We start from the raw sequence: 11,269 nt of genomic DNA, 5'->3' as shown, positions 1-11,269 counted from the left end.
GGGCCAGGCCCATCCAGTGCGCGTCGTCCATCGCCTCAGGCTTACTTGGCTTCGTCGGGCAGCGCGCGGGGCTGTGCCGCCGCCGCATCGATCGCCTGCTTGAACTGCTGCACCTGCGCCTTGGGCGTGGCCGGCGCGGCAGGTGGACTTCCCGCTTCGCCGGCGGCGGCGGGCGCGGACAGCGCCGGCGGCGCCACCGCAGACGTGAGCTGCTTTTTCGCCAGCAGGGCCACGATGGCCAGCACGATCAGCAGGCTCAGCGCTCCGAAGATTGCACGCATCCCGGTCTCCTTCGTTCAGGTCTTGGATTCGTCCAGCCAGCGCAGCAGCGCCCGCTCGTTCTCGCTGCCCGATGCGAAGCGCTCACGCAGCGCCGCATGCGATTCGGGCTGGTGCTGGTTCATCTTGAGCTTGCACTGCCAGGCGGTCACGTCCAGCTCGAAGGCCACGATGGCATTCAGCATCATGTCCGTGTAGTTCTCCGGCAAGTCACGCCACTGCTGCGCGTAAGGCGGCTCGTGCGCGCCGATCAGCTTCTTCAGCAGCGCGTCTTTCGCCTCGGCATCCTCCACCAGCCGTGCCTGCACGGTGCAATGCACCGCCAGGTAGTTCCAGCTCGGCACGCGCGCGAGGTCCGGATAGACGCCGGGCGAGATGTAGGCGTGCGGGCCGAGGAAGGCCGCCACGGCGGTGGGCCGCGCCTGCAGATGGCGCCAGTGCGCATTGGGCTTGGCGCAGTGGCCAAGCAGCACCCAGCTTGGCGGCTGGCCCTCGGCCTCGCCCGCGCGCTCCTCCAGCAGCAGCGGCAGGTGCGTGACGTACGGCAAGCCGTCGTCGTCGCAGGAGATCAGGCTGGCAAACGGGTACTCGCGCATCAGCCGCGCGGCGGCGCTGCGGTCTTCCGACTTGAAGCGGGGTGGAACGTACATGGCGCCATTGTGCACGCCGCATCGCGGCGGCCCGACAGGTGCGACGGCCTCACGGCTCCAGGTTGGACAGGGCGCGCGCCCAGATCTCGGTGGCGCCGGAGGACGAACCGGCATGGCCGGCCGGATCGTGCAGCGCGGCGCAGCCGAAGCCGAGCGGCAGGCGCATCTGCGTGCCGCCCACCTCGGTGCGCAGTTCCGGCACGGTGAAGGTGTCCAGGTGCGCCTGCACCGCCGCCGCATCGGCGCCAGGAAGCAGCGCGCAGAAGTCGGCACCGCCCAGGCTGCCCAGCGCGCCGCGGTCCGGCAGGCGCCGCCGCACCTCGTACGCCACCGCCTGGCGCAGGCTGTCCTGGCGCAACTTGCTGCCGGACACGAGCTGCTTGAAATCCTTCACCCGCACGTAGCACAGCGCGAGCGACGTGCCGCCGGCACGCGCGTCGGCAACCGCGCGCGCCACCAGCTCGCGGAAGCTGCGCACGCTCCAGCAGCCGGTGACGGTGTCGAAGTGGCCGCGCCGCTCCATCTCGCCCAGCCGCGCCACCACGCGCCGGTGCACGACGCCGAGCGCGTCGAACTGCAGCTCGGTCTCCGCGAGCCGCGCCAGGTCCTGCAGCGCGAGCACGTCGCTCTGTCGGAAGGCGCGCGCTTCCACGTGCATGGCGCACAGCGCGCCGCCGCGCACGCCTGGCATGCGCTGCAGCGGCACGCCGAGGAAGGAGCGCACCTGCGAGCTGCCGGTAACCAACGGGTTGTGCCAGAACAGCGGATTGATCGACGCGTCCGGCACCAGCAGCGGCTGCGTGTCCAGGATGTGCGGGTCGCAGAACGCCAGCGCATGGCCGGTGAGCGTCATCGGCAGCCCCTGCACCGAGCGCAGCACGTGCGACTCTTCCTGCCAGGTGGTGACGAAGGCGATGGGGATCTCCAGCAGCCGCATCGCGGTGCGCGTGATGCGCTCGAAGCGCTGGTCGCCCGCCATCGGCAGCGCCGGCGGCACGGTGTCCGGCCCGAGCACTTCGATGCGCTGTTCTTGCTGTTCTGCGAAGGGAATGCTCAACATCTTCGTGGCTCCATTGATCGTTCGGATCAATGTAGAAGTGCAGCACCGGCGGCGCGTAAGGCTTTTGCCTAGAAGGCTTAGGCCTTGTGCCAGGGGATCAGCGCAGGTACTGCGCGATCTGCTGCTCGGTGATGTTGCTGCCGCACAGCACTGTGGCCACGCGCTTGCCGGCGAACCGCGCGCGGTGCGCGACGAGCGCCGCCACGCCCACCGCGCCGGCCGGCTCGATCAGCAAGCCCGCATGCTGGTACACCAGCCGCATGGCCTCGACGATGTGGGTGTCGTCCACCAGCAGCACGTCGTCGACGATGCCGCGCATGTCCTGCACCGCCTCCGGAATCGGAACGCGCACGGCAATGCCGTCGGCAATCGTGTTCGCGGCATCGGTCTGCACCAGCTTGCCGTCGCGCCACGATTTCTCCATGGCGTCGGCGCCGGTGGCCGAAACGCCGAGCACCTGCGTGGCCGGCGCCGCCGACTTGAACCAGCGGGCGATGCCGTTCAGCATCGCGCCGTTGCCGAGCGGAATCGACACGGCGTCGAACGTATCGCCGCGCGCCAGCAGTTCCATGGCGATGGTGCCGTGCCCTTCGCTGATCTCGGCGTCCAGCCCGTCTTCCACCATCCAGCCGCCGATCTCCTGCGCATACGCCTTGGCGGCATCTTTCGCGGCGTCGAAATCCTCGCCGACCTGGCGCACCTCGGCGCCGAACGCACGCATGCGCGCCACCTTCAGCGGGTTGGCATGCAGCGAGGCGTAGACCACGATCGGCAGGCCCTGCGCGCGGCAGGCATAGGCCATGGCCTGGCCCCAGTTGCCGGCGCTGGCGCAGACGATGGCGCGCTTGTCGCCGCGCCGCACCATCTCGCTGAGGAAGAAGCTGGCGCCGCGGCCCTTGAAGCTGCGAATGGGGTTGGTGAACTCCAGCTTGAGGGTTAGCGCGCAGCCGAGCGCTTCACTGAGGGGTTCGCAGTCGTACTGCGGCGAGTCGAGGAATTCAGGCGGAATGACATCTGCGCTGCGGGCAATGTTGGCGAGCGACAGGCGGTGACCGCCTTGGGGAAGATCGGGGATCGGATTCGTCATGCTTGCAGTTTGCCGTCAACCGTGCGCGCCAAAACCGCTTTTTCGGCTAGGCTCGTGCGGCAAAACCGCATTGCACCGCAATTCAATCGCCCACATGCCACCCGCCGACAGCCTCGACGATTTCGACCGCGCCATCCTGGCGCGCTACCAGCACGACACGAAGCGCGCCGCAGAAAGCATCGGCGAGGGAGTCGGCTTATCGGCCGCCGCGGTGCAGCGCCGCATCAAGCGCATGCGCAAAACCGGCGTGATCCAGGCCGAGATCGCGCAGATCGATCCGGCGCGCGTTGGCCTGCCGGTGACGGTGATCGTGCACGTGGACATCGAGCGCGAGTCACTGGCGCACATCGACGCCTTCAAGGCCCACATGCGCGCGAAGCCCGAGGTGCAGCAGTGCTGGTACACCACCGGTCTCACCGATTTCATCCTGGTGGTGCGCGTGGCCAGCATGGGGGCCTATGAGCAATTCACCCGCGATGCGCTGCTGGGGCACGACAACGTGGCGAAGTTTTCTAGTTTTGTGGTGCTGGGGGAGGTGAAGAGTGGGTTGGGGTTGCCGATCGAACGGACGTAGACCTGCCTCACTCCCACTCAATCGTCGCCGGCGGCTTAGAGCTCACGTCATACGTCACCCGATTGATCCCTCGCACCTCGTTGATGATCCGGCTGGACACCTTCTTCAGCAGCGCATACGGCAGCTCCGCCCAATCCGCCGTCATGAAGTCACTGGTCTGTACGGCGCGCAGCGCCACCACATAGTCGTACGTGCGGCCATCGCCCATCACGCCCACGCTTTTCACCGGCAGGAACACGGCAAACGCCTGGCTGGTCAGGTCGTACCAGCTCTTGCCGGTGTCGGCGTCGCGGAAAGCGCGCAGCTCCTGGATGAAGATGTCGTCGGCGCGGCGCAGCAGGTCGGCGTATTCCTTCTTCACTTCGCCCAGGATTCGCACGCCCAGGCCGGGGCCGGGGAACGGGTGGCGGTAGACCATTTCGGGCGGCAGGCCCAGGGCCACACCCAGCTCGCGCACTTCGTCCTTGAACAAATCACGCAGCGGCTCCAGCAGCTTCAGCCCCAGCTGCTCGGGCAGGCCGCCCACGTTGTGGTGGCTCTTGATCGTCACGGCCTTCTTGCTCTTGGCGCCGCCCGACTCGATCACGTCCGGATAGATCGTGCCCTGCGCCAGCCACGCCACGTGGCGCGCATGGCTCTCCTTGATCTTCGCGGCCTCGGCCTTGAACACGTCGACGAACAGGCCGCCGATGATCTTGCGCTTGGCCTCGGGGTCGCTCACGCCGGCCAGCTTCCCCAGAAACAGCTCGCTCGCATCCACGCGAATCACCTTGGCGTGCAGCTTGCCGGCGAACATCTCCATCACCATGTCGCCCTCGTTCAGGCGCAGCAGGCCATGGTCGACGAACACGCAGGTCAGCTGGTCGCCGATGGCGCGGTGGATCAGCGCCGCGGCCACCGAGGAATCGACACCGCCCGACAGGCCCAGGATCACTTCCTCGTCGCCAACCTGCTTGCGGATCGCCTCGACAGCTTCCGTGACGTGGTCGCGCATCACCCAGTCGGGCTGGGCATTGCAGATGCCGCGCACGAAGCGCTCGAGGATGGCGCGGCCCTGCACTGTGTGCGTGACTTCGGCGTGGAACTGGATCGCATAGAACTTGCGTTCCTCGTCGGCCATGGCCGCGATCGGGCAGCTGTCGGTGGAGGCCATCAGCTTGAAGCCGGGCGGCATTTCCACCACCTTATCGCCGTGGCTCATCCACACGTTCAGCATGCCGTGGCCTTCGTCCGTGGTGAAGTCGGCGATGTCGCGCAGCAGCTCGGTGTGGCCGCGCGCGCGCACCGCCGCAAAACCGAATTCGCGCTTGTGGCCGCCTTCCACCTTGCCGCCCAACTGGTGCGCCATGGCCTGCATGCCGTAGCAGATGCCCAGCACCGGCACGCCCAGTTCGAACACCGCCTGCGGCGCCTTGTCGGTGCTCTCTTCGTAGATGCTGGCGTGGCTGCCCGAAAGGATCACGCCCTTGAGCCGGCCGTCGGCCGCGTAGGCGCGCACCCAGTCGTCCGTGACGTCGCAGGGGTGCACTTCCGAGAGCACGTTCGCCTCGCGCACGCGCCGCGCGATCAGCTGCGTGACCTGGGAGCCGAAGTCGAGGATGAGGATCTTGTCGTGTTGCATGTCAGAGGTCCAGGCAAGGAATGCCGCAGCTCTTGGCGGCTGCGACGAGCTGTCGGTCGGCGGAGGCCAGCTGGCTGTTCAGGCGTAACGCCAGTTCCAGGTATGCAGCGTCGTAAATAGTCAGGCCGTGGGTGTTGGCCAGCCGCATGACCTGAGCGCGCCGGTGAGGATCGGGCACGCTGTCAAATTCGATGGGACATGCGCCAAGTAACTCCAGCCCGGCGTCAAGCAGCTCGGCTGCGAGGCGCCGCCGGCGCACTGAAACGAGCAGGATGTTGGCGGTTTCCCAGATCCACAGCGCCGGGGCGTGGAACACACCGCTGCTTTCCATCACGTCGGCAAACAGCTGGTCGGATACCGGCGTGCGCTCCTCGGGGATGATCCAGGGTGCCGCGGCCGAAGCGTCAATCACGACAGGCTTCATTTACGGCCCTCGTCGCGATATTGCTTCCAGTCGCCCGGCTTGTACTCGGCGTCCGGTGTCATACGGGCGTGAAACGCATCCAGGCGCTCCAGCGCGTCGCGCCTCAACCGCGCCCGCTCTGCCTCGCTGGGCGCCGCATCGGTTTCGCGCACGATCCGCGCGATCTTCTTTCCGTGCCGGGTGATGACGACTTCCTCGCCCTCCTCCACCGCCTGCAGCAGTGCGGAAAAGCGGTCCTTTGCCTGGTGGATCGGAACTGTCTGCATGTTCTGGCCCAATTGAAAAAGTTGGCCCATTCTAGAAGAACGGGCCAAATTTTACAAATCTGGCCAGAATGGAGGATCGCCGATCAATCCGCCCGGTAGTTCGGCGCTTCCTTGGTGATCTGCACGTCGTGCACGTGGCTTTCGCGCATGCCGGCCGAGGTGATCTCCACGAACTGCGCCTTGTTGCGCATCTCTTCGATGCCGCCGCAGCCGCAGTAGCCCATTGCCGCGCGCAGGCCGCCGGCCAGCTGGAAGGCGATGGACACCATCGAGCCCTTGTACGGCACACGGCCTTCGATGCCTTCGGGCACCAGCTTGTCGGCGTTGGGGTTGCCGGTGGTGGCTTCCTGGAAGTAGCGGTCGGCGCTGCCTTGCTGCATGGCGCCGATGGAGCCCATGCCGCGGTAGCTCTTGTAGCTGCGGCCCTGGTACAGCACGATCTCGCCCGGCGCCTCTTCGGTGCCGGCGAACATGCCGCCCATCATCACCGTGTGCGCGCCAGCCGCGATGGCCTTGGCGATGTCGCCCGAATAGCGGATGCCGCCGTCGGCGATCAGCGGCACGCCGGTGCCGTCCAGCGCCGTGGCCACGTTGTCGATGGCGGTGATCTGCGGCACGCCCACGCCGGCGACGATGCGGGTGGTGCAGATGGAGCCGGGGCCGATGCCCACCTTCACCGCGTCGGCGCCGGCTTCCACCAGCGCGCGCGCGGCGGCGCCGGTGGCGATGTTGCCGCCGATCACGTCGATCTGGGGGTAGTTCTGCTTGACCCAGCGCACCCGCTCGATCACGCCCTTGCTGTGGCCGTGTGCCGTGTCCACCACGATCGCGTCGACACCCGCCCTCACCAGCGCCTCGACGCGTTCCTCGGTGCCCTCGCCTACGCCAACCGCGGCGCCCACGCGCAGCCGCCCGGAGGGGTCGCGCGCCGCGTTGGGAAAGCTGGTCTGCTTGGTGATGTCCTTGACGGTGATCAGGCCCTTGAGCGTGAAGCCGTCGTCGATCACCAGCAGGCGTTCCAGCTTGTGCTTGTTCAAGAGCGCCTTGGCCTCTTCCGGGCTGGTGCCTTCGCGCACGGTGATCAGCTTTTCGCGCGGCGTCATGATCTGGCTCACCGGCACGTCGTAGCGCGTCTCGAAGCGCAGGTCGCGCCCGGTGACGATGCCCACCACCTTGCCGCCGTCCACCACCGGAAAGCCGGAGATGCCCAGCTGCTCCTGCATGTCGATCACCTGCCGCACGGTGTGCGTGGGCGTGATGATGACGGGGTCGCGCAGCACGCCCGATTCATAGCGCTTCACGCGCGCCACTTCGGCGGCCTGCTGCTTGGGCGTGAGGTTCTTGTGCACGATGCCCATGCCGCCTTCCTGGGCGATGGCGATGGCCAGCCGCGCCTCGGTCACGGTGTCCATGGCGGCGGACACCAGCGGCAGGTTCAGGGTGATGTTTCGGGAGAGGCGCGTCGCGAGAGAGGTGTCCTTGGGCAGGACCTGGGAGAACGCCGGCACCAGCAACACGTCGTCGAAGGTGAGCGCTTTTCCAAGAAGGCGCATGTGATAGCTCCAAAAAAAAGATTGTACCTGTGCGACGAATTGCACTGCCCGACAGATGAGCGGGTAGCCCTTGCAACGGCTGGAGGCTAAACTGCCGAGCATGAAAGCGTTTCGCCTGCTCCTGCTCGCCGCCGCGTGCACCCTGCCCGCCCTGGCGGCCGCGCAGTGGCAATGGATCGACAAAGATGGCCGCAAGGTCTTCAGCGACCAGTCGCCGCCGCCTGACGTTCCGTCCAAGAACATCCTCAAGCAACCCGGCGGGCGCGTTGCCCCGCCGCCGATGCCGGCCGGCGATCCCGCAGCAGCCGCGGCTTCCGCTCCGGTCGTCGCCAAGGCCGCGGCCAGCGCCCCGAAGCTGAGCGGCAAGGACAAGGAGCTAGAAGACAAGCGCAAGCAGGCCGAGGCCGCCGAAGCCGTGAAGAAAAAGGCCGAGGAAGAGAAGTTCGCACAGGCCCGCGCCGAGAACTGCAAGCGCGCCAAGCAGGGCAAGCTCGCGTTCGATTCCGGCCAGCGCATCGCCATGACCGACGACAAGGGCGAGCGCTACTTCCTGGACGACAAGCAGCGCGCCGGCGAGGTCAAGCGGCTGGAAGAACTCATTTCGCGCGACTGCGTGGCAGCGGCGCAGTAACAGGCACCGGGTTCAGTAGCCCGGCTTGCCGCCCGGCCGGCGGCCCGCGAACAGGCCCGTGGCGCGCGCGCCCTGCTTCTGGAACCGCTCGCGCCGCGCCACTTTCGGGTCCACGCGCAGCGGCCGGTACACCTCTACCCGGTCAAGGTCGCGCAGCGGCTGCTCCCATCGGGCCTTGCGGCCCCATACGCCGACGTCGGCCTGCTCCAGTGCCAGGGTGGGCACGGCATTGGGCAGGCCGCTGGCCAGCACGGCCTGGCGCAGCGTGGCGCCCGCCGGCAGCTCCAGCTGCCACTCCAGCACCTCGCGCGGCGCGGGCGAATAGGCGACGGTCACGCGCATGCGGTTAGCCGCCTTCGCCGTACACCTGGCCCGCGCGCTTGACGAAGGCGTCGACCATGCTGCCGGCGATCTTGTCGAACACGGGCCCCACCAGCGCGGCCAGCGTGGTGCTCTTGAAGGCGTAGCGCAGGTCCAGCTCCACCCGGCAGGCACGCTCGCCGGCCTGGCCGAGCGGCACGAAGCGCCACTGGCCTTCCAACTGCGAGAACGGCCCGTCCACCAGTTTCAGGTCGACCTGGCGGCCGGGCACATGCGTGTTGTGGGTGGTGAAGCTCTGGCGAAGCCCGCCCAGCGCGATGCCGACCTGGGCCTGCATTTCATTGCCGGCGGCCGACAGCACCTGCGCGCGGTCGCACCACGGCAGGAACTCGGGATAGCGCGCGATGTCCGTGACCAGCGCGAACATCTCTTCGGCGCTGTACCAGAGGAGGACGGATTTGTGGACGGTTTTCATGGAGAATGCGGGTCCCGCGCCGCATTGTAGAGAGCGCAGCACGGCCCCACCTGTCAGCCCATGACGCAAAAGAAAGACGTTCCCGCCCGCATCGCCGACAACAAGAAAGCCGCCTTCAACTACTTCTTCGAGGAGAGGTTCGAGGCGGGCATCGTGCTGGAAGGCTGGGAAGTGAAGGCACTGCGCGAAGGCAAGGTCCAGCTCACCGACGGCTATGTGGTGATCCGCGACGGCGAGCTCTTCCTGATCGGCTGCCAGATCAACCCGCTGGGCACGGCGTCCACCCACGTCAAGCCCGAGGCGGCGCGCACCAAGAAGCTGCTGATGCACAAGGACGAGATCAAGCGTCTCATCGGCAAGGTGGAACAGAAGGGCTACACCCTGGTGCCGATCAACCTGCACTGGAAGGCGCGCAACGTGAAGTGCGACATCGCGCTGGCCAAGGGCAAGGCCACGCACGACAAGCGCCACGTCATCAAGGACCGCGAAGGCAAGCGCGAAGTCGAGCGCGCCATGAAAGACCGCAACAAGTAGGCCGCGCCGCCGGATTGCTTCAGATCAGCGATAGCTTGTTGCGCCTCACCAGATCTGCCCAGTAGGCCATCTCGCGCCGCAGCCTGGCGGCGAAATCCGGCGCCGACCCGCCCAGCACGCGGTAGCCGAAGGCCTGGATGTCACGCACCACGTGCGGCCGCGCCAGCACGTCGTTCACGTCGGCGTTGACGCGCGACACGATGTCGGCCGGCGTGCCTGTGGGCGCGAAGATGCCGAACCAGCCGTGGATCTCGAAATCCGGAATGCCGCTTTCCACGAGCGTGGGAATGTGCGAGGCCAGCGGCCAGCGCCAGCGCGTGGACACGCCCAGCAGCCGCACTTTCGCGGCTTCGGGGTGCGCGGAAAAATCGGAGCCGAAATAGATCTCGACGTCGCTTTGCACCAGCGCTTGCAGTGCCTGGGCGGCGCCGGCGTAGTGCACCGGCGCGATGTCGATGCCGGTGATGACCCGCAACAGTTCGCCGGCCAGGTGATGCGGCGAACCCGGGCCGGCGGTGGCGAACCGCAGTTCGCCGGGGTGCGCCCGCGCATGCGCCAGCAGCTCGTCAATCTTCTGGAACGGCTGGCTCTCGTTGGCGGCGAGATACAGCGGCCCTTCGATCAGCGGAACCACCGGCGCAAGGTCCTTCTGCGGATCGTAGGGCAGCATCGGGAACAGCACCGCGTTGGAGCCGTGGGTGGCGCTGGTTCCCTGCAGCAGCGTGCAGCCGTCGGGCGGCGAATGCACGACGAATTCGCTGCCCACGTTGCCATTGGCGCCCGGGCGGTTGTCCACCGTCACCGGCTGCCCCCACAGCACCGACAGTTCGGCCGCCACAAGGCGCGCAATGGCATCGGGCGGGCCGCCGGCGCGGAACGGGACGACGTAGCGGACGGGACGCGGCGGAAACAGGGGCAGTGTCACCAATCCTCTCAATCGGCCCGGATCCGCCGCTCGCGCACCACCCTGCCCCACTTGTCGTGGTCGGCGCGGACGATGCCAGCGAACTGTTCCGGCGTGTTCCCCACCGGGCGGAAACCGAGCTCGGTGATGGTGCCCGCGAGCTCGGGCTCGCGCATTGCCTTGGCGATGCCCTGGCTCAACGCGTGCACGATCTCCCCCGGCGTGCCGGCCGGCGCGAAGAAGCCCTGCCACCCGTCGGTGTCGAAGCCGGGATACAGCTGCGCCACGGTGCCCACGCCGGGCAGAGCGTCCACCGGGCGCGGCCCGCCGAGCGCTATGGCCTTCAAGCGGCCGGCGCGGATGTGCGGCACGGCGGCAAAGGTGGTGTCGAACGCCATGTCGAGCCGCCCGGCCAGCAGTTCCTGCAGGGCCGGCGCGGCGCCGCGGAACGGCACGTGCAGGATGAACAGGCCGGCATCGCGCTTGAGCAGCTCCATCGCCAGGTGCGGCCCCGAGCCGCTGCCGTAGCTGCCGTAGCTGTATTTGCCCGGCGCGCGCCGCACGGTGGCGATGAAGTCGCGCAGGTTGCTCGCCGGAAACGACGGATGCACCACCAGCACGTAGGACCCGGCGATGGTCTGCGACACCGGCACCAGGTCGCGCAGCACGTCGAACGGCGGCGGCCGCAGGTGCGGCTGGATGACGATGGCCGAGGTGTGGCTCAGCAGCGTGTAGCCGTCCGGCGGCGCCTTGGCCACGGCGTCGGCACCGATGGCGCCGGCGGCGCCGGGCTTGTTGTCGATGACGCAGGGCACGCCGAGCGTGGCCTGCAGCCGCAGCGCGATGGCGCGCGGCACTGCGTCGGCGGCGGAGCCCGGCGGCAGCGGCAC

The 11,269-nt window shown here is 67.8% G+C and carries 15 protein-coding genes; 3 read left to right on the top strand and 12 right to left on the bottom strand.

Annotated features, from left to right (window positions below; genetic code table 11):
• Positions 1–41 precede the first annotated feature (41 nt).
• From H0U68_RS14835 to H0U68_RS14820, 4 genes are all read right to left on the bottom strand, one after another.
• Positions 42–281, bottom strand: a complete 240-nt coding sequence (locus H0U68_RS14835; RefSeq protein WP_296356894.1) for a hypothetical protein — start codon at positions 279–281, stop codon at positions 42–44.
• A gap of 15 nt (positions 282–296) precedes the next feature.
• Positions 297–929, bottom strand: coding sequence for an FMN-binding negative transcriptional regulator (locus tag H0U68_RS14830; protein ID WP_296356891.1), 633 nt, complete (start codon positions 927–929; stop codon positions 297–299).
• Positions 930–978: 49 nt separating this feature from the next.
• Positions 979–1,989: a GAF domain-containing protein gene (locus H0U68_RS14825; protein WP_296356889.1), complete on the bottom strand. Its 1,011-nt coding sequence runs from the start codon at positions 1,987–1,989 to the stop codon at positions 979–981.
• A 97-nt stretch (positions 1,990–2,086) separates the two neighbouring features.
• Positions 2,087–3,076 (bottom strand): pyridoxal-phosphate dependent enzyme, encoded by a 990-nt coding sequence (locus tag H0U68_RS14820; protein WP_296356888.1) that lies wholly within the window; start codon positions 3,074–3,076, stop codon positions 2,087–2,089.
• Positions 3,077–3,170: 94 nt separating this feature from the next.
• Between H0U68_RS14820 and H0U68_RS14815 the strand changes: the two genes are divergently transcribed.
• Positions 3,171–3,650 carry an Lrp/AsnC family transcriptional regulator gene (locus tag H0U68_RS14815; protein WP_296356886.1) on the top strand — a complete coding sequence of 160 codons (480 nt, stop codon included), beginning with the start codon at positions 3,171–3,173 and terminating at the stop codon, positions 3,648–3,650.
• 7 nt (positions 3,651–3,657) lie between these two features.
• On the opposite strand, the gene guaA is transcribed toward H0U68_RS14815, so the two are convergent.
• The 4 genes from guaA to guaB all read right to left on the bottom strand — a co-directional run bounded on the left by guaA (position 3,658) and on the right by guaB (position 7,514).
• Positions 3,658–5,271 carry a glutamine-hydrolyzing GMP synthase gene (guaA, locus tag H0U68_RS14810; RefSeq protein WP_296356885.1) on the bottom strand — a complete coding sequence of 538 codons (1,614 nt, stop codon included), beginning with the start codon at positions 5,269–5,271 and terminating at the stop codon, positions 3,658–3,660.
• A gap of 1 nt (position 5,272) precedes the next feature.
• Positions 5,273–5,695, bottom strand: coding sequence for a type II toxin-antitoxin system VapC family toxin (locus tag H0U68_RS14805; protein WP_296356883.1), 423 nt, complete (start codon positions 5,693–5,695; stop codon positions 5,273–5,275).
• Positions 5,692–5,961: a type II toxin-antitoxin system prevent-host-death family antitoxin gene (locus H0U68_RS14800; protein ID WP_296356882.1), complete on the bottom strand. Its 270-nt coding sequence runs from the start codon at positions 5,959–5,961 to the stop codon at positions 5,692–5,694. Before H0U68_RS14800 ends, H0U68_RS14805 begins: the two co-directional genes overlap by 4 nt.
• A gap of 83 nt (positions 5,962–6,044) precedes the next feature.
• Entirely contained in the window at positions 6,045–7,514 is a 1,470-nt protein-coding gene (guaB, locus tag H0U68_RS14795; RefSeq protein ID WP_296356880.1) for an IMP dehydrogenase, read from the bottom strand.
• A 100-nt stretch (positions 7,515–7,614) separates the two neighbouring features.
• Between guaB and H0U68_RS14790 the strand changes: the two genes are divergently transcribed.
• Positions 7,615–8,145: a DUF4124 domain-containing protein gene (locus H0U68_RS14790; RefSeq protein ID WP_296356879.1), complete on the top strand. Its 531-nt coding sequence runs from the start codon at positions 7,615–7,617 to the stop codon at positions 8,143–8,145.
• Between the two features lie 12 nt (positions 8,146–8,157).
• On the opposite strand, the gene H0U68_RS14785 is transcribed toward H0U68_RS14790, so the two are convergent.
• Positions 8,158–8,487, bottom strand: a complete 330-nt coding sequence (locus H0U68_RS14785) for an RnfH family protein (protein ID WP_296356877.1) — start codon at positions 8,485–8,487, stop codon at positions 8,158–8,160.
• 4 nt (positions 8,488–8,491) lie between these two features.
• Positions 8,492–8,941 (bottom strand): type II toxin-antitoxin system RatA family toxin, encoded by a 450-nt coding sequence (locus tag H0U68_RS14780; protein WP_296356876.1) that lies wholly within the window; start codon positions 8,939–8,941, stop codon positions 8,492–8,494.
• A 60-nt stretch (positions 8,942–9,001) separates the two neighbouring features.
• Between H0U68_RS14780 and smpB the strand changes: the two genes are divergently transcribed.
• Positions 9,002–9,475, top strand: coding sequence for an SsrA-binding protein SmpB (gene smpB, locus H0U68_RS14775; RefSeq protein ID WP_296356874.1), 474 nt, complete (start codon positions 9,002–9,004; stop codon positions 9,473–9,475).
• A gap of 19 nt (positions 9,476–9,494) precedes the next feature.
• On the opposite strand, the gene H0U68_RS14770 is transcribed toward smpB, so the two are convergent.
• Entirely contained in the window at positions 9,495–10,400 is a 906-nt protein-coding gene (locus tag H0U68_RS14770; RefSeq protein ID WP_296356872.1) for a tripartite tricarboxylate transporter substrate-binding protein, read from the bottom strand.
• 8 nt (positions 10,401–10,408) lie between these two features.
• Positions 10,409–11,269: tripartite tricarboxylate transporter substrate-binding protein (locus H0U68_RS14765; RefSeq protein ID WP_296356870.1), on the bottom strand; the 861-nt coding region annotated here is incomplete at its 5' end.

The organism is Ramlibacter sp. (genome assembly GCF_013697775.1).
In the GTDB taxonomy this organism is placed as follows: Bacteria; Pseudomonadota; Gammaproteobacteria; order Burkholderiales; family Burkholderiaceae_C; genus Ramlibacter.
This window is presented reverse-complemented; position numbering and strand designations above follow the sequence as displayed.

What these genes read in the sequence shown, in the direction of transcription:
- guaB (WP_296356880.1), bottom strand. Translation starts at nt 7,514, where the DNA reads ATGCGCCTTCTTGGAAAAGCGCTCACCTTCGACGACGTGTTGCTGGTG.
- guaA (WP_296356885.1), bottom strand. Translation starts at nt 5,271, where the DNA reads ATGCAACACGACAAGATCCTCATCCTCGACTTCGGCTCCCAGGTCACG.
- H0U68_RS14800 (WP_296356882.1), bottom strand. Translation starts at nt 5,961, where the DNA reads ATGCAGACAGTTCCGATCCACCAGGCAAAGGACCGCTTTTCCGCACTG.
- H0U68_RS14835 (WP_296356894.1), bottom strand. Translation starts at nt 281, where the DNA reads ATGCGTGCAATCTTCGGAGCGCTGAGCCTGCTGATCGTGCTGGCCATC.
- H0U68_RS14830 (WP_296356891.1), bottom strand. Translation starts at nt 929, where the DNA reads ATGTACGTTCCACCCCGCTTCAAGTCGGAAGACCGCAGCGCCGCCGCG.
- H0U68_RS14825 (WP_296356889.1), bottom strand. Translation starts at nt 1,989, where the DNA reads ATGTTGAGCATTCCCTTCGCAGAACAGCAAGAACAGCGCATCGAAGTG.
- H0U68_RS14790 (WP_296356879.1), top strand. Translation starts at nt 7,615, where the DNA reads ATGAAAGCGTTTCGCCTGCTCCTGCTCGCCGCCGCGTGCACCCTGCCC.
- H0U68_RS14805 (WP_296356883.1), bottom strand. Translation starts at nt 5,695, where the DNA reads ATGAAGCCTGTCGTGATTGACGCTTCGGCCGCGGCACCCTGGATCATC.
- H0U68_RS14815 (WP_296356886.1), top strand. Translation starts at nt 3,171, where the DNA reads ATGCCACCCGCCGACAGCCTCGACGATTTCGACCGCGCCATCCTGGCG.
- smpB (WP_296356874.1), top strand. Translation starts at nt 9,002, where the DNA reads ATGACGCAAAAGAAAGACGTTCCCGCCCGCATCGCCGACAACAAGAAA.
- H0U68_RS14820 (WP_296356888.1), bottom strand. Translation starts at nt 3,076, where the DNA reads ATGACGAATCCGATCCCCGATCTTCCCCAAGGCGGTCACCGCCTGTCG.
- H0U68_RS14780 (WP_296356876.1), bottom strand. Translation starts at nt 8,941, where the DNA reads ATGAAAACCGTCCACAAATCCGTCCTCCTCTGGTACAGCGCCGAAGAG.
- H0U68_RS14785 (WP_296356877.1), bottom strand. Translation starts at nt 8,487, where the DNA reads ATGCGCGTGACCGTCGCCTATTCGCCCGCGCCGCGCGAGGTGCTGGAG.